Below are 25,333 nucleotides of genomic sequence, written 5' to 3'. Positions count from 1 at the left end.
ATGGGAGGGAAGAAAATGCTTTGTGAAGAATGTGGAAAAAATCATGCGACTGTTCACATGAAAAAAATAGTCAATAATAATGTAACCGAATCACATTTGTGTGAAGAGTGTGCTAAAAAGAACAATAGTTTTAGTTTTGACACATCATTTTCCATACAAAATATTTTGGCTGGGCTTATTGATAGCTCATATGACGGGCCTATAAAGATTGAACAGATTAAGTCATTAGCCTGTGATAACTGCGGATTAACATATGGGAAGTTTAGACAAATAGGTAAGTTTGGCTGTAGTAAATGTTATGCCACCTTTAGAGAAAAACTAGTTCCTTTAATCAAAAATATTCATGGTCATGATTCTCATGCTGGAAAGATTCCGAAAAAAGCTGGTAAAAATATTAATGCAAAGAAAATGATTGATAAACTAAAAATGGAATTAGATTTAGCTGTAAATAAAGAAGAGTTTGAAAAAGCTGCTCAGTTGAGAGATAGAATAAAAGATATTCAAATGAAACTTGAGAGGAGCAGTGATTGATATGATTAGCTGGTTAGAAGGAGAAGGAAAAGAAAAGGATGTAGTCCTAAGTAGTAGAGTAAGACTTGCTAGAAATATGGAAGATATTAGATTTCCACATTTAATGACTGTACCAGAAGCAAAAAAGGTAATAGAAAGTGTCAAAGATGCAATAATTACTGATAATACAGACAATGATTTTGAATTATATGAAATAGAGAAATTATCTCCACTGCAAAGAAGTATATATGTGGAAAAACATATAATAAGTCCAAGTTTATTAGAAAAACCTAACTTAAGTGCATTTTTGCTGAGAAAAGATGAAAGAGTCACTATTATGATGAATGAAGAGGATCATATAAGAATCCAAGTACTACTTCCTGGACTTAATATTGAGGAAGGTTGGAAGATAGGTAATGAAATAGACGATATACTAGAATCTAGTATTAGATATGGCTTTGATGAAAGATATGGCTATATGACATGCTGCCCAACTAATCTAGGAACAGGTCTCAGGGCATCAGTAATGGTGCACTTACCAGGCCTTGTATTAACAGGTTATATAAATCAAGTTCTTCAAGCGGTTAGTCAAATAGGTCTAACAGTTAGAGGGCTCTATGGTGAAGGTAGTAGTGCTCTAGGCAACCTATTCCAAATATCTAATCAAACTACACTGGGAGAAAGTGAAGAAGACATAATGGGGAAGCTTAGAGGTATTGTCCTTCAAATAATTACAAAAGAAAGATATGCCATGCTAAGCCTCTTAAATAATAGAAAAGTTGAAATTGAAGACAAGGTGTTTAGATCACTTGGTATACTACAAAATTCTAGGATAATTTCTTCTAAAGAGAGCATGGAGTTATTATCTAATGTCAGATTGGGAATTAATATGGGCATTTTAAAAGGTGTGGACTTAAACACTATCAATAATCTCATGATAGAGACTCAGCCTGCAAACATACAAAACAAGTCAGAACATGAATTGACTGTTACTGAAAGGGATATAAAAAGATCAGAGATAATCAGAGAAAAGATCAAGATGTAGGAGGGATGCATATGTCTATGTTTGGTAGATTTACTGAAAGAGCACAAAAAGCCATTTACCTAGCACAAGAAGAAGCTAGACAGTTGGCACATAATTATGTAGGTACAGAGCATTTACTATTGGGCTTAATTAGAGAGAAGGATGGAATTGCTGCAAATGTTCTTACAAATATGGGAGTTAACTTAGAAACTGTTAGAAATTTCGTTATAAATATAATTGGATATGGTAATCAAGGTGGAGAAGTTCAAGGATATACTCCTAGAACAAAAAGAGTATTTGAACTAAGCTTTGTAGAAGCAAGGGATTTGGGACATAACTATATAGGAACAGAGCATCTTCTTCTAGGATTAATGAAAGAGACAGAGGGTGTTGCTGCAGTTATACTTAAAGGAATGGGAATAGACTTAGATAAAGTAAGGGAAGAGGTAATCAACATGCTAAATGGAAATTATAGTAGACAGGGGCAAGGAAGCGGTCCTCATAAAGCAAGTAATACTCCTACCCTAAATAAATTTGGTAGAGACTTAACTGCCTTAGCTGGTGAGGAAAAGCTAGATCCAGTAATAGGCAGAGATAAAGAAATAGAGAGAGTAATACAAGTTTTAAGTAGAAGAACTAAGAACAATCCATGCTTAATTGGAGAGCCAGGTGTAGGAAAGACAGCCGTTGCAGAAGGATTGGCTCAGCTTATCAATAGTGGAGAGGTTCCAGAACTACTAAAGGATAAGAGAGTAGTTACTCTTGATTTAGCTTCTATGGTTGCAGGAGCAAAATATAGAGGTGAATTTGAAGAAAGACTAAAGAAGGTTATGGAAGAAATAAGAGAAGCTAAAAACATAATCTTATTCATTGATGAGATGCATACAATAATTGGTGCTGGTGCAGCAGAAGGTGCTATTGATGCTTCAAATATATTAAAGCCTGCATTAGCAAGAGGTGAAATACAGACCATAGGTGCTACAACCATTGATGAATATAGAAAACATATAGAAAAAGATACTGCCCTTGAAAGAAGATTTCAGCCAATTATGGTTGAAGAGCCTACAGTTGAAGATACTATAAAAATATTAGAGGGGCTAAGAGACAAATATGAGGCTCATCATATGGTTAAAATCACTGATGAGGCCATAAAAGCAGCTGCAGAGCTTTCAGCTAGGTATATTACTGACAGATTCTTACCAGATAAAGCAATAGACCTTATTGACGAAGCAGCATCCAGAGTTAGAATAAAGACAGTAACGGCTCCGCCAGATTTAAATCAATTAGAAGCAAAACTAGAAGAGTTATCTCAAGAAAAAGAGGCAGCAGTAAGTTCACAGGATTATGAGAAGGCTGCTAAGATAAGAGATGAAGAAAAAAGAATAAGAGAGGAGCTAAAGCAAAAACAGGATGGTTGGAAGCAACAAAAACAATCTGCTTCCAGTGAGGTGGGTTATGAAGAAATTGCACATGTAGTATCCATATGGACTGGAATTCCTGTTAAAAAGATGTCTGTGGAAGAGTCAGAAAAGCTTCTAAACCTTGAAGAGATTCTACACAAAAGAGTAATAGGTCAGGAGCAGGCTGTCTCGGCTCTATCTAGTGCTGTTAGAAGGGCTAGAGTAGGTCTTAAAGACCCAGGGAAGCCTATAGGTTCGTTTATATTTGTAGGGCCAACAGGAGTTGGAAAAACTTATCTTGCAAAATCCTTGGCAGAAGCCTTATTTGGCGATGAAGATGCAGTTATTAGAATTGATATGTCAGAGTATATGGAAAAACATTCGGTATCTAAACTAATTGGCTCACCTCCAGGTTATGTGGGATATGATGAGGGAGGACAACTTACAGAAAAGGTAAGAAGAAGACCTTATTCAGTGCTATTATTTGATGAAATAGAAAAAGCTCACCCAGATGTATTTAATGTACTACTTCAACTTCTAGATGATGGAAGACTGACTGACTCTAAGGGAAGAGTAGTAAGCTTTAAGAATACAGTAGTCATAATGACATCTAATGTAGGAGCTTCGACATTAAAGAAACAAAAAACTCTTGGCTTTGCAGCACCTACAGATGTAGAAAAGGCTGAATATGAGAAAATGAAGGATAATATCACTGATGAGCTTAAGAGAACTTTTAGACCAGAATTCCTTAACAGAATAGATGAAGTTGTTGTGTTCCATCCTCTTGGAGAAGAGCACATTAATAAAATAGTTGATGTAATGGTTAAAGATTTAGAGAAGAGACTTGAGAGACTTAATTTACACATTGATATAACAGAAGAAGCAAAGAACTTTATAGGTAAAGAAGGCTTTGATCCTTCCTTTGGGGCTAGACCTCTTGAAAGAGCCATTAGAAAGCTAGTAGAAGATCAGCTCTCAGAGGAAATGCTAAAGGGCAACATTAGCAGAGATGATACTATATTAATTGATTTCAATGGTGAAAAATTGACATTCAATAAAAAATAGTAAGGACCTTCCCTTACTATTTTTTATGACCTAATCCGATAGCCAAAAATACAGAAATCTGATAATATTTTCATAGAACACAGTATAGGAAGGAGAAAGCAAATGAAAAAAATATTTATTGATAATATGGAGCTTTTAGTTGACAAATATAGTAGGGATTATATAAAAAGTGAAGTATCAGGAAAAAATCTCATTAGAATAAAATGTGAAACAATCGTAAAAGACGAAGAGAATGATAAGCTTAAGAAGCTATTAGAAAATCACAGCTTTGAACTAAGTATCCCAGATGAAAAGCTTAGCTTTACTGCGAGAAGGGGAGAAATAAGCTATAGCTATACAGAAGGAAATCCCTTTAAGGACAAAACTATAGACTATACTCATGTTTTAGAAATAATAGAATTTGAAGAGATTAAGGAAACTAAGCTCAGTCAAGGGATTTCATTGGAAACAGAATTGGCTCAGGTAAAGAATAAACTCTCAATTATAGAAAGAGTCTTACTTAGCAAAGGCATAATTTCAAAGGCTGACTTAGATCAGATGTTAAAAAACAATTTAGACTAGAAATTATTTATAGAACAGTTGAAAAGTATACTGCCTTAATTGCATTGTCTATAATAAAATGTAAAAAGTGGCATAATATAATAAAATATACAAGAAAGTAGGGGGAGGTATGGCGAAGCTTAAGGTGAAATACATTTGCCAAGAGTGTGGGTATGAGGCTCATAAATGGCTCGGGAGATGTCCAGCCTGTAATGAATGGAATTCCTTTTTGGAAGAGGTTTCAGATAGAAGTACTAAATCGCCTAAAATGAATATTGAAGCTAAGGTTGAAAAAATAGTAGATATAGAGACTGATGAAGAGTCAAGGACTACAACAGGACTTGAGGAACTTGATAGAGTTTTAGGTGGGGGACTAGTCAAGGGTTCTCTTACACTAGTAGGAGGAGATCCTGGCATAGGCAAATCTACTCTCCTTATACAAGTGGCAAACAATATTTCTAGAATGGGTTTAAAGGTTTTATATGTATCAGCGGAAGAATCAGCAAGGCAGATTAAATTAAGATCGGATAGGCTTAGTGTACAGGCAAAGGAGTTATACTTACTATCGGAGACTAATATGGATATTGTTACAAGTGCAATAGATAACTTAAACCCTGATTTGTTAATAATTGACTCCATACAGACAGTTTATAATCCTAGCTTAGAATCAGCTCCTGGAAGCGTAAGTCAGGTTAGAGAAACTACTGCTATCTTAATGAAACTAGCTAAAACTAGAGACATGGCAACCTTTATTGTAGGACATGTAACAAAGGAAGGTTCCATAGCAGGACCTAGGGTTCTTGAGCATATGGTAGATACTGTTTTATATTTTGAAGGAGAAAGACATCATACCTATAGGGTCCTAAGAGGAGTTAAGAATAGATTTGGGTCTACAAATGAAATAGGTATATTTGAAATGAGGGATATAGGACTTATTCAGGTAAAAAATCCTTCAGAAATGCTATTAACAGGTAGGCCCCTACATACTGCTGGTACTATAGTAGTTCCTAGTATGGAGGGAACGAGACCAATGCTGGTAGAGGTTCAAGCTCTAATAAGCCGCACTGCCTTCGGTATGCCTAGAAGAGTAGCCACAGGGATAGATTATAATAGAGTAGTTCTTATGATGGCAGTATTAGAAAAAAAAGCAGGATTAGAAATGCAAAGCTACGATGCATATATTAATATAGTTGGAGGAATTCAGATAAGAGAGCCTGCCATAGATTTGGGAGTAGTATGTGCATTGGCATCTAGTTTCAAGGATAAAGAAATAGATTCTAAAACTATAGCAATAGGTGAAGTAGGTTTGACAGGCGAGCTAAGAACTGTAAGTTTTATAGAAAACAGATTAAGAGAAGCTAGTAAGCTTGGATTCAATAAAGCAATCATACCTAAATCTAATCTTAAAGGACTGGTTAATATTAATAGTATAGAGGTAGTAGGAGTATCCAACATTGTAGATGCTTTAGATAATGTATTAGGAGGATAAAGCTATATATGAGGGATGAAGTTATAAAAAAGGACTTTATGGCAGAATCACTGAAAATTGTTGCACCTGGAACTACGTTGAGAGATGGATTAGAAAATATTGTAAGAGCAAAAACAGGGGCATTAATTGTTATTGGTGAAAAAGAAGGTGTAATGAATATTGTTGACGGAGGATTTAAGATTAATAGCGATATAACGCCTGCTAATCTATATGAGCTTGCAAAAATGGATGGAGCAATTGTATTGAGTAGTGATATCAAAAAGATTCTTGTAGCAAATGCTCAGCTTGTACCTGATTCTTCTATTTTATCTAGAGAGACAGGGACAAGACATAGAACTGCTGAAAGAGTTGCAAAACAAACAGGTGAATTGGTTATAGCTATTTCGCAAAGAAGGAATGTGATTTCGCTATATAAAGGCAATTATAAATATGTTCTAAAAGACGTTAACGAAATATTAAATAAAGCAAATCAGGCAATACAAACCCTTGAAAAGTATAAGGTAGTGCTCAAACAGGCTATGATTAACTTAAGTGCCTTAGAGTTTGAAAATCTAGCTACAGTATTTGATGCTACTAAGGTTTTACAGAGAACAGAAATGGTTATGAGAATTACAGCAGAAATTGAAAGATATATTCTGGAGCTAGGTAATGAAGGTAGGCTTATCCAAATGCAGCTAGAGGAACTGACAAATGGGGTAGAAGAAGATGGAATCAATATTATTAAAGATTATTATATTAGCAAGGATAATAATAGTATAGAATCTATAATCAATCAAATAAAAGCATTAAATTCAGAAGAATTATTGGACCTAGCTATAATAGCGAAGCTTTTAGGATATGATGAGGGAGTAAACACATTAGATTTAACAGTATCTCCTAAGGGATATAGGATACTTAGTAAAATTCCTAGAATACCTGGAGGTGTACTGGAAAACACTATACAGATGTTTGGATCTCTAGAGGAGATACTAAAAGCCTCTATTTCTCAACTAGATGCAGTTGATGGAATAGGAGAAGTTAGAGCACGTTCTATTAAAGAAGGACTTAGAAGATTGCAAGAGCAATCCATGGTAGATAGGCATATATAGTTTTAGCGAACAAACCACATTCAATAGTAATGAATGTGGTTTTTGACTTTCATAATAGATTTTTATAATAAACTATAAATACCTAGAGTTTTTAACTTATTGATTTCGGACAAAGTAATTTTACTTAAATCTAGATTAAAAGTGTTGCACAATGAGGCTATGTAAAACATATGATTCCCAATTTCCTCTTCTATTTTTTCTTTGCAATTATCACACAGTTCTCCTTCTATGTGGCTTTTCATAGTGAGTTTAGCATCTTTAAGTGATCCCAAACTATAATCCTGCTTAGTAGCATTTATGGATATGCATCCACAGGAAGTTGCCGATTTAACAACAGCCCTATTGACTCTTGAGTTTGATTCCTCAAGCTTAGTTATTATATCTAAAATACTCTTATGCCTTATTAGAACATCAGAAACTGCTTCTTGAAGATTATTGCATACATTATCATTTTCCATTAAATCACCTCAATTATTTGAAAATACTATTATTCTTATTATACTTTTATAATAAGGATTTTGTCAATTCGCTCATGAATAACCTAAATCGTATTGACAAGCTTTCTAAGTATGTGGTAAAATAATTAATTTGACATTCCATGGATAATAATGTATAATGTATATTAGGACGTTATGGTTTGATTCAGAGTTGACTAGCTACAGGATAAAATATAATCCCATCCTAGCTAATAATCACTTCATTTTAGGAGGTGTGCTTTATGTTCAATATAGGTGATAAAATAGTTTATCCAATGCATGGAGCAGGGATAATAGTAGCAATAGAGGAAAAAGAGATATTAGGCAAGAAAAGAAAGTATTATGTAATGAAGATGCCAATGGGAGACATGAAGGTAATGGTTCCCATAGATAGTGTTGAGGATATCGGGATAAGAGAAGTGATTAACGATCAGGAAATTGAGCAAGTTCTTGCTGTATTGGGTGACCATAAGACTAAAATGCCTCAGAATTGGAATAGACGATATAGAGCTAATATGGATAAGATTAAGAGCGGAGACATCTATGAGATTGCCAGTGTTGTGAGAAACCTCATAATCAGAGATAGAGAGAAGGGATTGTCTACTGGAGAGAGAAAGATGCTTAATAACGCAAAACAAATGCTGGTAAGTGAAATTGTGTTGGCAAAAGATATAGAACAAGTGGAAGCTGAGGATTTGATTGAAAACATTGTAAAGTAAGCGTCTCATTCATAGACGCTTGCTTTTTCTTTCTTTACTTTGAAAAAGTTGCCTTCATATTATTAAATTTTTATGACAAAATACGAAAAGATGTATTTATTATTGTAATTTGTGGTAAATTAGTTATAGTAAACTAATAATGTGGTAATAACTAAAGGAGGAGGTGAAATATAAATGGTAGATAAATCAAAAATAGTAAGTAGAATTATTAGAGCTATTTTAACAGTTCTTGGGATATCCCTTGGAGTAGGAATAATGGCACTTTTAGAATCTTTAAAATTACTTGGCTTTCTAGAAAAGCTAGGGATAAAACCTCATAGCTACGTGGGATTAGGACTAATATTTGGTATTATATTCTTTATTGCTTCTCCTAAGATGATGAAACTAGGTAGGAAAATTATATCTATTATGGAAGGTGAAATACAAAGGATTCCTGCATCAGATATAATCCTTGGGGTAGTAGGGCTTGTTTCAGGACTATTAATAGCTAATCTTGTAAGTCCTTTGTTTCATATGATTCCTTATGTAGGACCTGTACTATCTATATTATTTTATATTGTTTTGGCATACTTTGGAGTTATGGTTCCAACAAGGAAAAAAGAAGATTTTGCAAATGCTATAAACTCATTAAAGAGAAGCGGTGCTAAAGAAAAGGCTCCTAAGGGAGTAAATCCTGTACTACCTAAAATACTAGATACTAGCGTTATAATAGATGGTAGAATAGCAGATATATGTAAAACGGGTTTTGTAGAGGGACCGCTTATAATACCTGAATTTGTATTGGAGGAACTTCAAAGAATAGCTGATTCCTCTGATTCCCTTAAAAGAAATCGAGGACGACGGGGGCTCGATATCTTAAATAAAATACAAAAGGAATTAGACATAGAAGTCGTTATACATGAAAAGGATTTTGAGGATATTGCAGAGGTAGATACTAAGCTGTTGAAGCTGGCACAGTTCATTAAAGGGAAGGTAGTTACTAATGATTATAATCTAAATAAAGTAGCAGAATTTCATGGAGTTGAGGTATTAAATATAAACGAGTTAGCAAATGCTATTAAGCCAGTTGTTCTTCCAGGAGAAGAGATGATTGTTCAAGTCATAAAAGATGGAAAAGAATCGGGTCAAGGTGTTGCTTACCTAGATGATGGTACTATGATAGTTGTAGATGGAGGTAAAAAACATATTGGTGATACCATAGGAGTACTAGTAACTAGTGTTTTACAAACTTCAGCAGGTAGAATGATATTCGCAAAGCCTAAGTCAATGACTGATAAAGCGGTATAATAAAATATATTATGATAAGTACTAGTTAAAACCCGGCATGTGCTGGGTTTTCCTGTTGTATCTTTGTATATTATGCTATAATGTCATAGAGGTGATTTGATTGTCTTATAATGGGAAATATATATCGGTGGTTTTGCCAGCATCTGGTATAGGCAAGAGAATGAATTCTAGTATTAATAAACAATTTATTCTCTTAAAAGACAAACCGATTTTAGCTTATACTATAGAGAAATTTGACAATAATGAATATATAGATGAAATAGTTGTTGTAGCAAGAGAAGAAGAGAAAGAGTATTGTTTTAATGAAGTAGTAAAGAAATATGGATTTAGAAAGGTAACTAATATAGTAGGAGGGGGGACTGAAAGGCAGGATTCTGTATATAAAGGACTTTTAGCAGTGAATGGGTCCTGTGATATTGTTCTAATACATGATGGAGTAAGACCATTTGTAAGAGATGAAGATATAATAAATAGTATTAAAGGAGTAATTAAACACAAAGCTTGTGTCATAGGAACTCCTGTAAAAGACACAATAAAAAAAGTCAATGTGGAAGGAGATATCATAGATACTCCTGAACGAAGTACGTTATGGGCAGTCCAGACTCCTCAATCATTTTCCTATGATATTATACTAAAGGCCTATGATTATGCAATAAAAAGTAAAATAATTGGCACTGATGACAGTATGCTAGTTGAAAAATTAGGGTATAAAGTAAAAATCATTGAAGGTTCTTATTCTAACATAAAAATCACTACACCAGAGGATTTAAAATTAGCTCAGTTGTTATTATCATAATATAGAGAAGGCTGTATAATGTCCTGATATTAAATATATATACAGGAAGAAAGGATGATTATAATTATGGAAAGAACATTTGTGATTGTAAAGCCAGATGGTGTTGATAGAGGATTAATAGGAGAGGTTATAAGTAGATATGAAAGAAAAGGCTTAAGAATTACAGAATGCAAGATGCTTCGTGCAGATAGAGCCACCCTTGAAAAACATTACATAGAGCATAGGGAAAAGCCGTTTTATGAAGAATTAGTTTCCTATATGATGAGGGGAAGTATTTTAATAATGGTAGTGGAAGGAAATAATGCCATAAAACTAGTTAGAAATATAAACGGGAAAACAAATCCAATGGAAGCAGAGCCAGGAACCATAAGAGGCGATTATGCAAATTCAATTACTGAAAATATTGTTCATGCATCAGACTCACCAGAATCTGCTGAGAGAGAAATTTCAATATGGTTTTAAGCATTTAAGGGGGCAATATAGTGAGAATAGGTATAGGTTATGATGTGCACAAATTAGTTGAAGGAAGAAAGTTAATAATTGGCGGGGTAGATATACCCCATGAAAAGGGATTACTAGGACATTCTGATGCAGATGTATTAGTACATGCAATAATGGATAGTATTTTAGGAGCATTGGCATTAGGGGATATAGGCAAGCACTTTCCAGATACAGATGAATCCTATAAAGATATAAATAGTATGAAATTACTTAAAAGGACATATGAATTAATGTTAGAGTTTGGATATACAGTTGGGAATATTGATTGTGTAGTTGCAGCCCAAAAACCTAAGCTAGCACCATATGTAGATGATATGAGAGAGAAAATAGCTTCAGTGCTTAATACTTCATTAAATAATATAAATATAAAGGCTACAACAACTGAGAAGCTAGGATTTGAGGGGCGAGAAGAGGGGATATCATCACAAGCTGTATGCCTTCTAGTAAAAATCTAATGATTTCATTTAGAGTATATAAATTTATTAGAAATGGAGGAATCACCTTGATACAGGTTAAAAACTTAACCAAGAGATATAAAGAAGTGGAGGCTGTTAAAGGAATTTCTTTCACAGTAGACCAAGGAACTGTATTTGGTCTGCTTGGCGAAAACGGTGCAGGCAAAACTACTACACTAAGAATGATAGCTACTATGATAAAGCCAACATCAGGCACAGCATTAATTGATGGAAAAGACTTGATTAAGGAACCAGATAATATAAGGGGGAAGATTGGAATACTATTTGGTGGAGATACAGGGCTTTATGATAGATTAACAGCTAGAGAGAATATTGAGTATTTTGGACTTCTTAATGGCATGAATAAATCGGATATATCTAAGAGAATAGATATGTTATCTAAAAAGCTGGAAATGGAAGAGTATATAGATAGAAGAGTTGGAAAGTTTTCAAAAGGTATGAAGCAAAAGGTATCTATAGCTAGGAGTATAGTTCATAATCCACAAATAATGCTACTTGACGAGCCAACAACAGGATTAGACGTAACATCTGTAAGAATAGTACATGAATTTATATTAGACCAGAAAAAGGAAGGGAAAACTATTCTTTTCTCTAGTCACTCAATGAGTGAAGTTGAAAAATTGTGTGATATAGTAGGAATAATAAATAAAGGGAAACTAGTTGAAGTCTCCACTCTAGATGAGTTAAAACATAAGTTTAAAGGTAATAACCTAGAAGATATATTTGTTGAGTTGGTAGGTGAGAAAAGTGAATATTAGATATGCTATGATTGTGCTTAAAAAAGAGCTTAAAGATACCTTTAGGGATAAAAAGACTATATTTTCAAGTATAATAATACCTATATTGATATTTCCTATTATGGCATTTGCATTAGGATTTGGAACTAGTGAGCTGATAAATGATGAACAGAAGCCTATAGATATTGCGATTATAAGCAATGGTGAAACGAAACTAGAAGAGTACTTTAAAGAGACAGGTCAAATAAACATAATTGATGTTGACGACCCAGATAAAGCTTTAGAGGAGTTAACAGTTAGAGCTATAGTAAAAGTTGAAGAAGGTTTTGATAATAAAATTGAAAATGGAACAATGGGAAATGTAGAAGTTATTTATGACCAGTCTAGTCAAAAGTCAGATATGGCTACATCAAGACTCAACCGTATTATAGAAGCCTATTCCCAATCTATTACCAATGAAAGACTTAATGCCTTAGGAATAGATCTTGAAGAATTAAAGGCAGTAGCCATAAAGAATACATCTGTTTCTAAGGATGGTGGAATGGGAGTAATGATCTTTTCTATGATATTCCCTATGCTAATAACTGTATATTCTGCAATAGGTGGATTAGCTGCTGCTACAGACTTAGGAGCAGGAGAAAAGGAAAGACAAACATTAGAACCATTGTTGACTACTCAAGCCAGTAGATTATCTATACTAGGTGGAAAATTCATTGCAGTATTTATATCAGGAGTAATTGGTACTGCTGCATCATTAATAGGCTTTTTTATCGCGTCTAAGATGAATCCTAGTTTTTTAGGAACAGGGGTAGTATTGCCGTTAAGTCATATATTAGTCATAGGACTATTTTGTGCGGGATTAAACTTAGTATTTAGTGGTTTAGAACTTACTATAAGTTTCTATGCAAGAAACTTTAAAGAAGCTCAAACATATTTGGCTCCATTATCGGTAATACTACTAATACCTGCTTATATGACAATGTACTTAGATGGAAAAGCAATACCCGAGGTGTATTTCCATATTCCTATAATAAATACTATTGCCATCATTAAAGAAGCATTAGTTCAGATAATCGATCCAGTACATATACTAATAGTATTAGGTTGGACACTAGTATACATAATAGCTTCACTTTTATTAACAGTAAACATGTTCAAGAAAGAGTCTGTAATATTTAGAGCATAATAAAAAATAATTGACAAAGCAAATATTTTTTAGTAATATTAGCTTTAATCTTATAAATAAATATTAAAAGCGTTGAAGGGAAATAGTAGATATTTAAGGTATACAGAGAGGAAGTCCTAGGCTGAGAGATTTCTAACCCAATGAATATTGAACCCATCCCAGAGCTTCTAGACGGGAAAATAAAAGTCTAGACGGTTTTTTACCGTTATTTATTTCGAGTGGATTATATATTTTATAATCTATTAGGGTGGTACCGCGGATATAACCTTCGTCCCTTTTTTGGGATGAAGGTTTTTTTATGACCTAACCCGATTTCCTGAACGCTTTTCTCAGGAAATCGATGGTAGGTCAAACGCACCAAGCGCCAAATTTATGTGAGCGACAGCGAGCAAATAAATTTGTGCAGCTTGACTGCGAAATGTCTAACCCGATTTCCTGAACGCTTTTTTCGGAAAATCGATGGTAGGTCAAACGCACCAAGCACTAAATTTATGGAGGGCAGTTGAACAAATAAATTTGTGAGAAGTAACTGCAAAAAATTTTCTGACCGTTTATGTACGTCAAATAGTCATTGAATTTAATTTAATAATGGAGAGTGATATATATGAAAATGTCAAAACTTTATATGCCAACATTAAGAGAAGTTCCTTCAGAGGCAGAGCTTCCTAGTCATCAGCTTTTACTAAGAGCAGGAATGATTAGAAAGCTAGTATCAGGAGTATATTCTTACTTACCACTTGGAATTAGAGTATTAAAAAAGATTGAACAAATTGTAAGAGAAGAAATGGATGCCATAGATTCTCAAGAAGTTTTAATGTCTGCTATACAACCTGCAGAACTATGGAAAGAGTCTGGTAGATGGGACGATTTTGGTCCTGAGATGTTTAGATTATATGATAGAAATCAAAGAGAATTTTGTCTAGGACCTACACATGAAGAAATATTTACAGATCTCATAAGACATGAAATAAAGTCTTACAAGCAGCTACCACTTAGCCTTTATCAAATACAGACTAAATATAGAGATGAAAAAAGACCAAGATTTGGTCTTATGAGAGCAAGAGAATTCATAATGAAGGATGCATATACTTTTGATATAGATGAAGAAGGTATGAGAAAATCCTACTATGATATGTGGAAGGCTTATGAGAAAATCTTTACAAGATGTGGATTAAAATTCAAGGTAGTTGAAGGTGACTCTGGTGCCATGGGAGGAAGTGACTCTCATGAGTTTATGGCAATGTCAGAGTATGGTGAAAGTGCAATAGCTTATTGTGATAGTTGTGACTATGCTGCCACAGATGAAAAAGCAAATTGTCTATATGAAGTTAAGTCCACTACTGAAGAAAAGCTTCAATTGGAAAGGGTTCATACACCAAATGCTAAAACAATAGAAGAAGTGTCAAAGTTCTTTAATACATCTCATGAAAACTTTGCAAAAACATTATTATACAAGGCAAAAGACGAAGTGGTAGCAGTAGTTATCCCAGGGAACAGAGAACTTAATGAGATCAAACTAGTTAAAGTACTAGGTATTCCAGAGCACGAGCTAATGATGGCAGATGCAGAAACAGTAAAGGAAGTTACAGGAGCAGAGGTAGGTTTTGCTGGACCTATGAATTTGAAAAAGGACATTAAAATCATAGTTGATTCAAGAGTTACAAAGATGACCAATTTCATAGTAGGTGCTAATGAAACAGATTATCATATTAAGAATATAAACTACGGTAGAGATTTTGAAGGAGAGGTAGTAGAAGATATACTGCTAGTTCAAGAAGGAGATAAATGTCCTAAGTGTGGAGAGCCACTTAAGATGGATAGAGGAATAGAGGTAGGTAACATATTCCAACTAGGGCTAAAATACAGTAACGCACTAAATGCTACCTTCTTAGATGAGAATGGTAAAGAACAAAAAATATTTATGGGTTCACACGGAGTAGGAGTAACCAGAACAGCTGCTGCTGTAATAGAACAATGTCATGATGAAAATGGAATCATATGGCCATTATCAGTAGCCCCATATCATGTAATAATTACTGTAGTAAATGTTAAGAGTGAAGAGCAAGTCGTTCTAGGTGAAAGACTGTATGATGAGCTTTCAAAGGCTGGACTAGAAGTATTAATTGACGATAGAAACGAAAGAGCAGGAGTTAAGTTTAAAGATGCAGATTTAATTGGTATACCTATTAGAATTACAGTTGGTAAAAGAGCAAACGAAGAAATAGTAGAATTCTCATTAAGGAGAGAAGGAGAAAAAGTTGAAGTAAACACAAGTGAGATAATGGACAGGGTAAGAGCAGAATTTAAACAACAAGGACTAGAATTATAGAATAAAAGCTACCGTATTAGGCGGTAGCTTTTATGATTAAATTTATAAGAGTTAGAGAATAAAAAAATTAAGCTGCGAGGTTGAGAAGACTCATGTTATAGATATCTATTAATCAACATATTCTTATGATAAAATAATTCTTAAATAAAATTATATAAGGGGGATGTGGTTATGTATATTGGGGTAGATATAGGGGGAACAAATGTTACTGCTGGAGTAGTCTCTAATGATGGGAATATTTTATTCCAGAAAAGCTGTCAAACTTTACCTTTTAGAGGATGGAATACTGTGATACAAGATATAATTGAGTTGATTAAGGATGTTTCTAACCAAGCTCCAGACTGTGAAAAAGTTATGGGAATAGGTGTAGGAGTACCTGGCTTAGCTGATAACAAAACAGGAAATGTTATGAATTGCGTAAATTTAGGGTGGCAGGATGTACCATTGGGCAAGACTCTAGAGAAGGAACTCAATAAACCAGTTTATATAGATAACGATGCTTCAGTAGCTGCTTTAGCAGAGCTTGAAAACGGAGCTCTAAAGGATACTCAAAACTCTATTTTAATAACCCTTGGTACAGGAGTAGGTGGAGGATTTATTATTAACGGAAAGCTTTATAGTGGAACCAATAATCTTAGTTCAGAAATAGGTCATATGGTAATAGGTGAGAACTTTTATAATTGTAATTGTGGGAAGAATGGCTGTTTTGAAACCTTTACCTCAGCAACTGCATTGATAAAATATACTAGAAAATTAATGGAGGAAACAAAGGAGAATACTAATATAAGAAATTATATTGGAGATGACCTAGATAAACTTAATGCCAAGTTAATATTTGATTGTGCTAAATCTGGAGATAAACTAGCATTAGACTCTGTTAATAGATTAGTGGATTATTTAATAATAGGCATTACAAATTTAATAAATCTTCTAGATCCAGAAGTAATAGCTCTAGGTGGTGGAGTATCTAAGGCTGGTGACTATTTATTAGAGCTTATAAATAATAAAATCCATGATAAGATTTTATTTAAAGACATGCCACATAGTAAAGTTGTCATAGCTAAACATGGCAATGATGCAGGCATAATAGGGGCGGCAATGTTATGTAAATATAGTTAAAGCTTTTGTAAAAAATCCTATAACTTGCAAACTAGTTTGATTAATGGAGCTACAGAAATCTCTGGTTTCGTCGTAATTCCTTATGTTAGCCTATGCTGACCTTACCTTAATTTGATTGCTTAATGGATTGACTATCTGTATTCGCTAAGAATTATAGTTATGTCCTGCAAATGTTTACTTAGTATTTTACTTAACTTTTCAACTGTTTTGGTATACCTGAGAATATAGATTATCTGTTTTGTAAATCCTAATACTATCTATTAGGTTATTAGGAGGAGAAAAATGGAGAGAAATAGGAGAAGGTTACATTATAGAAGCAGGTTTTCGTTTTTATCAGTAGGATGGTGGTTGGTACATATTATTATATTATTACTTGTGTTCTACCTTATTAGGAGGTTTTAATATATTAGATACAAAGAAAACAATATTTCTTGATACTAAAAAGCTAGTATTATATAATATACAAATATGAACAGGAAAAATATATAGGAGGTTTTAGTATGTCTCAAGTGAGAGTTAGGTATGCACCTAGTCCTACAGGGTATTTACATATAGGAGGATTAAGAACGGCACTATATGATTATTTGTTTGCAAAGAATAAGGGTGGAAAATATATACTTAGAATAGAAGACACAGACCAATCAAGATATGTAGACGATGCCATTGAGAATTTAATAAATTCACTTTTATGGGCTGGCGTAGTACATGATGAGGGAGTCTTTATAGAAGACGGTAAAATAGTTCAAAAAGGTGAATATGGGCCATATATTCAATCAGAAAGACTTGACATATACAAGAAATACATAAATGAGTTATTAGAAAAAGGACATGCTTACTATTGCTTCTGCGACAAGGAAAGACTTGAAAGGATTAGAGAAGAACAGAAGGAAAAGGGGCTAATGCTAGGATATGATGGACATTGTAGAGATATAAGCATCAAAGAAGCAAAGAAAAGAATAGAAGCAGGAGAAGAATACGTAATTAGGCTTAAGTTTCCAAAGAACAGAGATATAGTATTTAATGACCTAATAAGAGGAAAGATAACAATAAACACCAAGGATTTAGATGATCAAGTCCTTATTAAATCTGATGGATTTCCTACTTATCACTTTGCAGTAGTAGTAGATGACCATCTAATGAAAATAACTCATATAGTGAGGGGAGAAGAATGGCTTCCATCAGCGCCAAAGCAAGCATATTTATTTGAAGCCTTTGGATGGGAAACACCAGAATTTGTACACTTACCAACAGTATTGAATAAAGAAAAGAAAAAACTTAGCAAAAGACACGGAGATGTTTCAGTAGAAGACTTTAGAGCTAAAGGATATTTGCCAGAAGGGATTATAAACTATCTAGCATTAGTAGGATGGAGTCCAGAGAGTAATCAAGAGTTCTTTACAATGGATGAGTTAATTGAACAATTTTCATTTGAGAGAGTTTCAAATACAGGTGGAATTTTTGATAAAGATAAGCTAGATTGGGTAAATGGACATTATATAAGAAATGCAGATATAGATGAAATCACAAAACTAGCTATACCACATCTTTTAAATGCAGGCTATATTAGTGAAGAGGATGTGGATAGCAGATATGATTGGATAAAGCTTATAGTATCAACACTTCAAGAAAGAATATCTTATGTGGGAGAGATAGTAGAAAAAGCTCAGTTCTATTTTGACAATGAAATAAAACCAGAAAATGAAGAAGTTATTGAAATGCTTAAAGGAGAACAAGTTCCTTCTTTGCTACAAGCATTTAAAGAAGAACTATCGCAAATAGACGAAATAGATGAAGAATTTTCTACTACAATAATGAAAAAAATACAGAAAAGCACTGGAGTGAAGGGCAAAAATCTATTTATGCCAATAAGGTCCGCTTTAACAGGCCAGCTTCATGGACCAGACTTAGATAAGATTATTCTAATTTTAGGGAAACAAAATATACTTAGCCGCATAGAATATGTAAAAAACCACATTAAATAATGCTTGAATAATTTTATGTTTAAGATTATTGATTAAGTATTGATAAATTTACTTACATTTAGTAAACTATTATAATAACATCATAACATTGAATTAGAGATAAAGGTTATGATAAGGTAAAGTAAATCTAATACACATACAGAGAGGGGCTTTTATAAGCTGAGAGAAGCCTTATGTCAATTTTAGATTGAAGTGCACCTTTGAACTGTTGCCTGAAATATTAGTAGGGTTAGCCGGGGAAGCGCCGTTATTGCTTTTACAAGGTGGGGCATATATGCTCAATTAGAGTGGAACCGCGGGATTATACCGTCTCTTTACAAATAGTATTGAGGCGGTTATTTTTATGACCTAACCCGATTTTCCGAACGCTTTTTTCGGAAAATCGCTGGTAGGTCAAACTGGGCGAGCATCAAATTTATGTGACTGAATGGGAGAGAACAGATTTGAGTTTCAAGACTGTGAAAGGACCTAGTCCAACTAAGATTAAGTATTAGAAAGGAAAGGGAGAATCTATGTTCAAACATTTGAAAGCAGATGTTAAAGCCGTAATGGAAAGAGACCCAGCAGCGAAAAGTTTATTAGAGGTACTACTTTGTTATCCAGGACTTCATGCTATAATGTTTCACAGAGTTTCCCATTGGTTCTATAAAAGAAAGCTCTACTTTATTGCCAGATTTATATCAACAATAGCTAGATTTCTAACCGCAATAGATATACATCCTGGAGCTAAAATAGGAGAAGGTGTTTTCATAGACCATGGAATAGGTGTAGTCATAGGTGAAACTGCTGAAATAGGGAATAACGTAACAATATATCAAGGAGTAACTCTTGGAGGAACAGGGAAAGATGTAGGGAAAAGACATCCTACCATAGGAAACAATGTAGTTGTAAGTAGTGGAGCTAAAGTGCTGGGACCATTTAGAGTAGGTGATAATTCTAAAATCGGAGCTGGCTCTGTAGTTCTAAAAGAAGTACCGCCAAATTGTACAGTAGTTGGAGTTCCAGGTAGAGTGGTAGTAAAGGAAAACAAGAGGATCCCATTAGCAGAAAACTGCATAGATCTTGATCAAATAAGACTTCCTGACCCAGTGGCACAGGAGTTAGAAAGTTTGAGGGAAAGAATAAATAAATTAGAAGAGCAGGTATTCAAATTAACAGGGAGGGAAAATAATGAAACTTTATAATACGCTGACAAGAAAAAAAGAAGAATTCAAGCCAATCAAACAAGACAAAGTTACTATTTATGTATGTGGGCCAACTGTGTATAATTATATTCATGTAGGAAATGCGCGGCCACTAGTAGTATTTGACGTATTAAGAAGATATTTAGAATATAAGAACTATACAGTAGATTATTTAGTGAATTTTACCGACATAGATGATAAACTTATAAATAAGGCTAATGAAGAAGGAACTACTGTAAAAGAAATTGCAGAAAAATTTATAGATGAATATTTAAAGGATGCAAAGGGATTATTATTAAAGGAAGAGTCTACAAATCATCCAAAGGCCACTGAGCATATTAAAGACATAATAGACTTTATTACAGAGCTTGTAGAAAAAGATTTTGCCTATAGTGCTAATGGAGACGTATACTTTGATATAACTAAGCTAGATGACTATGGTAAACTTTCCAAGAAAAACATTGAAGACTTAGTATCAGGAGCTAGAGTAGAAGTTAATGAAATCAAAAGAAATCCTATGGACTTCACTTTATGGAAGGGAGCTAAGCCTGGAGAGCCTGCATGGGATAGTCCTTGGGGAAAAGGTAGACCAGGCTGGCATATAGAGTGTTCTGTAATGGCAAGAAGGTATTTAGGAGATACTATAGACATACATGCAGGCGGAGAGGACCTGCAATTTCCACACCACGAAAATGAAATAGCTCAAAGCGAAAGCCTTACAGGGAAACCATTTGCTAACTATTGGCTTCACAATGCAATGATAAATGTGGAAAATCAAAAGATGTCAAAATCCTCAATGAACTTCTTTACAGTAAGAGAAATTAGCAAGGAATTTGATTTAGAAGTATTGAGATTTTTCATACTTTCAGCTCATTACAGAAAGCCTGTAAACTTTAGCAGAGAATTTGTGGAGCAGGCTAAAAATGGTCTAGATAGGTTATACAATGGAAAGAAAAACCTAGAATATTTAATTAACAATACTGAAGAAAAAGTATTAACAAATGAAGATAATATAATCAAAGAAGAAATAATTGAGCTAAAGAAAAAGTTTATTGACAGTATGGAGGACGATATAAATACAGCTGATGCCATATCATCACTATTTGAGATAATAAAAGTAGGTAATACTAAATTAAATCATGATTCACCTAAAGAGTTAGTAGTATATACTCATAATGTATTGATGGAGCTCAGTGGGATATTAAATATACTAAATAAAGAAGAAGAGCTATTGGATGAGGAAATTGCTGAGCTAATAGAGAAAAGGATAGAAGCTAGAAAAAACAAGGACTTTAAATTAGCCGATCAAATAAGAGATGACTTAAAAGAAAAAGGTATAATCCTAGAGGACACAAAAGATGGAGTAAAGTGGAAGAGGGTTAGATAATAGAATGGGCAAAGATTTATTTAATGGACTTAAAGATATATGTAAAGGCTGGGGAGTAGACATTAAAATGCTATCTCCCTTACAGCTTGCTTACATAGGAGACGCAGTATATGAGCTTTTTATAAGAACATTCTTAATAGGAACTAAGAATATGTCTGTCAATGAGCTTCATAAAGAAGCTATTGAATATGTAAAAGCTAAAGCACAGGCAGATGTAACTCATTTTCTAGAGGATAAGCTTACAGAAGAAGAATGGCAAATGGTTAAAAGAGGTAGAAATGCAAAATCAGGTTCTGCACCTAAGAATGCTAACTTGCTAGACTATAGATATGCAACTGGCTTTGAAACTCTTATAGGCTTTTTGTATCTTAATGGAAGAAACGAGAGAATTTTGGAGATTTTTAGTATGATAATAAACGAGAATGAATGTAAATAATAAGGGGGAGTGAAAATGCTTAGGGTAAGTCTGCTAAGATATACACAGGATGCAGAAAAACTAATAGCTGCTGCTGCAAAGCTATGTTATTCAGCAGTAGGAGTAGAAGATATTGAAGAAAAACTAGATGATAGAAAAACACAGGATTTTATCGAAATGCTTATGGAGTTAGGTCATGAATCACCAATTGAACATGTTTCTTTTACTTTTGGAGTTGAGGGCATAAGTAGGGTTTTGACTCATCAATTAGTGAGACATAGAATTGGAGCATCGTATTCTCAACAATCTCAGAGATATGTAAAACTGCAGCAATTTGAGTATATAATTCCACCATCAATAGAAGCCATACCCGAAGCAAAAGCAAAATTCATAGAAGCTATGGAGCAAGACCAAAAATATTATAATGAGTTGACAGACTTATTATTTACTAAGCATTATGAAAAGCTGATTCAAGAAGGTTATAGTGAAGTAAAGGCTAGAAAGGATGCAGAGAAAATGGCCATCGAAGATGCTAGGTATGTATTTCCTAATGCCTGTGAAACCAAGATTGTATTTACAATGAATGCAAGAGCATTATTTAACTTTTTTAATAAAAGATGCTGCAATAGAGCACAATGGGAAATAAGACAGCTAGCTATAGAAATGCTAAGACAAGTAAAAGCAGTTGCCCCATCATTATTTAAATACTCAGGTCCAGGTTGTGTTAATGGTCCATGCCCAGAGGGAAAAATGACTTGTGGGAAGATAAAAGAAGTAAGGGAGAAATTTAAATATCTGTAGGCTAGGAAAAATTAGACAAAATACACGCTCACGGTTTCGGTCACGAATAATTCTATAGCTCATTCCGGTAAAAAATCCTACAACTTGCAAACTTGCTTCGGTTAATGGAGTTACAGAAATCTTTGATTTCGTCGTAACTCCTTATGTCAGCGTATGCTGACCTTACCTTAGTTTGTTTGTTTAACGGATTTTTCACCTCTATTCGCTAAGAATTATAGTCGTGCCCTGCAAATGTTCGCTTAGTATTTTATCTAATTTTTCAACATACGGATTCTAATTTACAATATTTTAGTATTTTAGTGAAAATTCAAGGATAAAGGTAAGAGGTGAAGAAATTGAGAGAAGAAGGCTATGTAGAAGGTCGTAATCCAGTAATAGAAGCCATAAAAAGCGGAAGAGAAATAGATAAAATACTAATTGCTAAAGGCTCAGAACAGGGCTCCATACAAAAAATAATCGGTATGGCAAAAGAAAAAAGAATAGTGATACAATATGTAGAAAAAGCAAAACTAGATGCAATGTCAGAAACCAAAGCCCATCAAGGAGTTATAGCACTAGTAACTCCATATTCATATAAAACAGTAGATGATATAATGAAAGCTGCAGAAGACAAAAACGAAGACCCTTTTATAATAATACTAGATGAAATAGAGGACCCTCATAATTTGGGTGCCATTATCCGTACAGCAGAATGTGCAGGAGCTCATGGTGTTATAATACCTAAGAGAAGAGCCGTAGGTCTAACACCAGTAGTTATAAAAGCTTCAGCAGGAGCAGTAGAATACATGAATATTGCAAAGGTTTCTAATATTGCCTCTACAATTGAAGAGCTTAAAGAGAGAGGAGTATGGATATACGGAGCCGATATGGATGGGGAGCAGGATTATTTTAATAGAGACTTATCAGGTCCTATAGCGATAGTAATAGGTAGTGAAGGAAAGGGAATAGGTAGATTGATAAGAGAAAAATGCGACTTTTTAGTTAAGATACCGATGAACGGAAAAATATCATCCTTAAATGCTTCAGTTGCAGCTTCAGTTATGATGTATGAAGTGCTGAGACAAAGGGGCTTAAAAGAATGACATGAGAGGTAGCGCAAAGGAATATTTGTTTGTTGACGGGTATAATATCATAAACAACTGGAGCAATCTAAGAGAGTTGTCAAAGCAGAGCTTAGAGATTTCAAGAAATGAATTGATTGATATACTGGCGGAGTATCAGTCATATACAGGTATAAAGGTAATAATAGTTTTTGATGCACATCTTGTAAAAGGAAGCATGGAAAAGAAAGAAACTCTTAAAGGTATTGAGATAGTATATACAAAGGAAAAGGAAAGTGCAGACCACTACATAGAAAGAACTTTAGATGCAATTGGAAGGGCAAAAAAAGTACGAGTGGCTACATCTGACTGGATCGAACAACAAGTGGTAATAGGTAGAGGAGGAACTCGAATTTCAGCTAGAGAACTGAAGCTTGAAGTGGAACATTACAAAGAGATGATTAGAAAAAAGAATAAAGTAACTAATGAGACAAATGATCTTTTAATTGGAAGATTAGATAAAGAGACTTTAGAAAAACTTGAAAAACTCAGAAAGAATAAGTAAATAGCTTGACTCCAATACTAAATAAATATATAATGATTGTATGCGTAGAGGGTTTTATCAAATTGCTGGAGGGGATGCTAGTGGGACTAAGTATGTATAAAGACTTATCAGATGAAGCTTTGGATGATGAAAAAATAATTGAAGATGCTAGAGATGGTGACCCTGAGGCACTAGAATATCTTATAAAAAAGTATAAAAACTTTGTACGAGCTAAGGCAAGATCATACTTTTTAATTGGAGCAGATAAGGAGGATATCATTCAAGAAGGAATGATAGGTCTATATAAGGCTATACGTGACTATAATCAGGACAAGCTCACCTCCTTTAGGGCTTTTGCTGAGTTATGCATAACTAGGCAAATAATTACTGCAATAAAAACTGCAACTAGGCAAAAACATATACCGTTAAACTCTTATGTATCGTTAAATAAGCCTATTTATGATGAGGAATCAGATAGAACGCTCTTAGATGTAATTACAGGGGCTAAGATAACTGATCCGGAAGAACTGATCATAAGCAGAGAAGAGCTGGAAAGCATTGAAAGCAAAATAGGTGAGATACTAAGTGATTTAGAATGGGAAGTGTTGATGTCGTATCTTCAAGGCAAATCTTATCAGGAGATAGCAGTAGATTTAAACAGACATGTAAAATCTATTGATAATGCTCTTCAAAGAGTGAAGAGGAAGCTAGAGAGATACTTAGAAGTAAAAGATGTATAAACATATTCAATATTTTCCCTATTGACATAAAATCAAGCTGATAGTAAAATTATCTAAGTGATGGCTATAAATGCCCATGTAGCTCAGGAGGTAGAGCACTTGCATGGTAAGCAAGAGGTCACCGGTTCGAGTCCGGTCGTGGGCTCCAATTAGAAATGTCATCACGAAACACCCGGATGAGTTTACTAAGGCTAAAAAACATTTTTAACATAATAGATATCTTGGGTATATTTATTTATCAATGCTAATACATATTAGCTGTATTTTAAATCTTTATTTAAGGAGGAAAAGAAAATGGCAAAAGCAAAATTTGAAAGAAATAAGCCACACGTAAATATTGGAACAATAGGACACGTTGACCACGGTAAAACAACATTAACAGCTGCAATAACAGCAGTACTAAGCAAAAGATACGGCACAGGTGAATTCATTGACTATGCAAATATAGACAAAGCACCAGAAGAAAGAGAAAGAGGAATTACAATATCAACATCACAC

General features: G+C 34.0%; 25 protein-coding genes, 1 tRNA gene and 2 other annotated features. Of the genes, 25 read left to right on the top strand and 1 reads right to left on the bottom strand.

Annotated features, from left to right (window positions below):
- Positions 1-15 precede the first annotated feature (15 nt).
- The 6 genes from DW1_RS12815 (at position 16) to disA (ending at position 7,116) form a co-directional block, all read left to right on the top strand.
- On the top strand, positions 16-531 hold the full coding sequence (locus DW1_RS12815) for a UvrB/UvrC motif-containing protein (protein WP_074351062.1): 516 nt from the start codon (positions 16-18) through the stop codon (positions 529-531).
- Position 532: 1 nt separating this feature from the next.
- Positions 533-1,555: a protein arginine kinase gene (locus DW1_RS12810; protein WP_074351060.1), complete on the top strand. Its 1,023-nt coding sequence runs from the start codon at positions 533-535 to the stop codon at positions 1,553-1,555.
- A 17-nt stretch (positions 1,556-1,572) separates the two neighbouring features.
- Entirely contained in the window at positions 1,573-3,999 is a 2,427-nt protein-coding gene (locus DW1_RS12805) for an ATP-dependent Clp protease ATP-binding subunit (protein ID WP_200800529.1), read from the top strand.
- 102 nt (positions 4,000-4,101) lie between these two features.
- Positions 4,102-4,560: a hypothetical protein gene (locus tag DW1_RS12800; protein WP_074351056.1), complete on the top strand. Its 459-nt coding sequence runs from the start codon at positions 4,102-4,104 to the stop codon at positions 4,558-4,560.
- Positions 4,561-4,669: 109 nt separating this feature from the next.
- Positions 4,670-6,028: a DNA repair protein RadA gene (radA, locus tag DW1_RS12795; RefSeq protein WP_074351054.1), complete on the top strand. Its 1,359-nt coding sequence runs from the start codon at positions 4,670-4,672 to the stop codon at positions 6,026-6,028.
- A gap of 8 nt (positions 6,029-6,036) precedes the next feature.
- Positions 6,037-7,116 (top strand): DNA integrity scanning diadenylate cyclase DisA, encoded by a 1,080-nt coding sequence (disA, locus tag DW1_RS12790; RefSeq protein WP_074351052.1) that lies wholly within the window; start codon positions 6,037-6,039, stop codon positions 7,114-7,116.
- Positions 7,117-7,178: 62 nt separating this feature from the next.
- Here the strand turns inward: disA and DW1_RS12785 are convergent, their stop codons facing one another.
- Positions 7,179-7,574, bottom strand: coding sequence for a nucleoside triphosphate pyrophosphohydrolase family protein (locus DW1_RS12785; RefSeq protein ID WP_074351050.1), 396 nt, complete (start codon positions 7,572-7,574; stop codon positions 7,179-7,181).
- A gap of 260 nt (positions 7,575-7,834) precedes the next feature.
- Here DW1_RS12785 and DW1_RS12780 point away from each other — a divergent pair, with 260 nt between their 5' ends.
- From DW1_RS12780 to DW1_RS12690, 19 genes are all read left to right on the top strand, one after another.
- Complete coding sequence (locus DW1_RS12780; RefSeq protein ID WP_074351048.1) at positions 7,835-8,311, top strand: CarD family transcriptional regulator; 477 nt, start codon at positions 7,835-7,837, stop codon at positions 8,309-8,311.
- A gap of 192 nt (positions 8,312-8,503) precedes the next feature.
- On the top strand, positions 8,504-9,598 hold the full coding sequence (locus DW1_RS12775) for a PIN/TRAM domain-containing protein (RefSeq protein ID WP_074351116.1): 1,095 nt from the start codon (positions 8,504-8,506) through the stop codon (positions 9,596-9,598).
- Positions 9,599-9,698: 100 nt separating this feature from the next.
- Positions 9,699-10,394, top strand: a complete 696-nt coding sequence (gene ispD / locus DW1_RS12770) for a 2-C-methyl-D-erythritol 4-phosphate cytidylyltransferase (protein ID WP_074351046.1) — start codon at positions 9,699-9,701, stop codon at positions 10,392-10,394.
- Positions 10,395-10,460: 66 nt separating this feature from the next.
- Positions 10,461-10,856 (top strand): nucleoside-diphosphate kinase, encoded by a 396-nt coding sequence (ndk, locus tag DW1_RS12765; protein WP_074351115.1) that lies wholly within the window; start codon positions 10,461-10,463, stop codon positions 10,854-10,856.
- Between the two features lie 17 nt (positions 10,857-10,873).
- On the top strand, positions 10,874-11,350 hold the full coding sequence (gene ispF / locus DW1_RS12760; protein ID WP_074351044.1) for a 2-C-methyl-D-erythritol 2,4-cyclodiphosphate synthase: 477 nt from the start codon (positions 10,874-10,876) through the stop codon (positions 11,348-11,350).
- Between the two features lie 47 nt (positions 11,351-11,397).
- Positions 11,398-12,129, top strand: coding sequence for an ABC transporter ATP-binding protein (locus tag DW1_RS12755; protein ID WP_074351114.1), 732 nt, complete (start codon positions 11,398-11,400; stop codon positions 12,127-12,129).
- The gene (locus DW1_RS12750; protein ID WP_083605676.1) at positions 12,119-13,294 is read left to right on the top strand and encodes an ABC transporter permease; all 1,176 of its coding nucleotides are present in this window, start codon (positions 12,119-12,121) and stop codon (positions 13,292-13,294) included. The genes DW1_RS12755 and DW1_RS12750 overlap by 11 nt, the downstream gene beginning before the upstream one ends.
- Before the next feature lie 63 nt (positions 13,295-13,357).
- Positions 13,358-13,573 (top strand) — a binding site (T-box leader).
- A 325-nt stretch (positions 13,574-13,898) separates the two neighbouring features.
- On the top strand, positions 13,899-15,623 hold the full coding sequence (locus DW1_RS12745; protein ID WP_074351042.1) for a proline--tRNA ligase: 1,725 nt from the start codon (positions 13,899-13,901) through the stop codon (positions 15,621-15,623).
- 171 nt (positions 15,624-15,794) lie between these two features.
- Positions 15,795-16,742: an ROK family protein gene (locus DW1_RS12740; protein WP_074351040.1), complete on the top strand. Its 948-nt coding sequence runs from the start codon at positions 15,795-15,797 to the stop codon at positions 16,740-16,742.
- 500 nt (positions 16,743-17,242) lie between these two features.
- Positions 17,243-18,724, top strand: a complete 1,482-nt coding sequence (gltX, locus tag DW1_RS12735; protein ID WP_074351038.1) for a glutamate--tRNA ligase — start codon at positions 17,243-17,245, stop codon at positions 18,722-18,724.
- Positions 18,725-18,823: 99 nt separating this feature from the next.
- Positions 18,824-19,041 (top strand) — a binding site (T-box leader).
- Between the two features lie 195 nt (positions 19,042-19,236).
- Positions 19,237-19,908 (top strand): serine O-acetyltransferase, encoded by a 672-nt coding sequence (gene cysE / locus DW1_RS12730; RefSeq protein ID WP_074351036.1) that lies wholly within the window; start codon positions 19,237-19,239, stop codon positions 19,906-19,908.
- Positions 19,895-21,295: a cysteine--tRNA ligase gene (cysS, locus tag DW1_RS12725; protein ID WP_074351034.1), complete on the top strand. Its 1,401-nt coding sequence runs from the start codon at positions 19,895-19,897 to the stop codon at positions 21,293-21,295. Before cysE ends, cysS begins: the two co-directional genes overlap by 14 nt.
- Before the next feature lie 4 nt (positions 21,296-21,299).
- Positions 21,300-21,731 (top strand): Mini-ribonuclease 3, encoded by a 432-nt coding sequence (locus DW1_RS12720; RefSeq protein ID WP_074351032.1) that lies wholly within the window; start codon positions 21,300-21,302, stop codon positions 21,729-21,731.
- Between the two features lie 15 nt (positions 21,732-21,746).
- Complete coding sequence (gene thyX, locus DW1_RS12715; protein ID WP_074351030.1) at positions 21,747-22,511, top strand: FAD-dependent thymidylate synthase; 765 nt, start codon at positions 21,747-21,749, stop codon at positions 22,509-22,511.
- Between the two features lie 326 nt (positions 22,512-22,837).
- Positions 22,838-23,593, top strand: coding sequence for a 23S rRNA (guanosine(2251)-2'-O)-methyltransferase RlmB (gene rlmB / locus DW1_RS12710; RefSeq protein WP_347499786.1), 756 nt, complete (start codon positions 22,838-22,840; stop codon positions 23,591-23,593).
- A 1-nt stretch (position 23,594) separates the two neighbouring features.
- Entirely contained in the window at positions 23,595-24,116 is a 522-nt protein-coding gene (locus tag DW1_RS12705) for an NYN domain-containing protein (RefSeq protein ID WP_074351026.1), read from the top strand.
- A gap of 74 nt (positions 24,117-24,190) precedes the next feature.
- On the top strand, positions 24,191-24,835 hold the full coding sequence (sigH, locus tag DW1_RS12700) for an RNA polymerase sporulation sigma factor SigH (RefSeq protein ID WP_074351025.1): 645 nt from the start codon (positions 24,191-24,193) through the stop codon (positions 24,833-24,835).
- A gap of 72 nt (positions 24,836-24,907) precedes the next feature.
- Positions 24,908-24,983, top strand: a tRNA-Thr gene (locus DW1_RS12695).
- A 146-nt stretch (positions 24,984-25,129) separates the two neighbouring features.
- A partial coding sequence (locus DW1_RS12690) for a GTP-binding protein (RefSeq protein WP_242942501.1) occupies positions 25,130-25,333 on the top strand: 204 nt, incomplete at its 3' end.

The organism is Proteiniborus sp. DW1, from assembly GCF_900095305.1.
In the GTDB taxonomy this organism is placed as follows: Bacteria; Bacillota; Clostridia; order Tissierellales; family Proteiniboraceae; genus Proteiniborus.
This window is presented reverse-complemented; position numbering and strand designations above follow the sequence as displayed.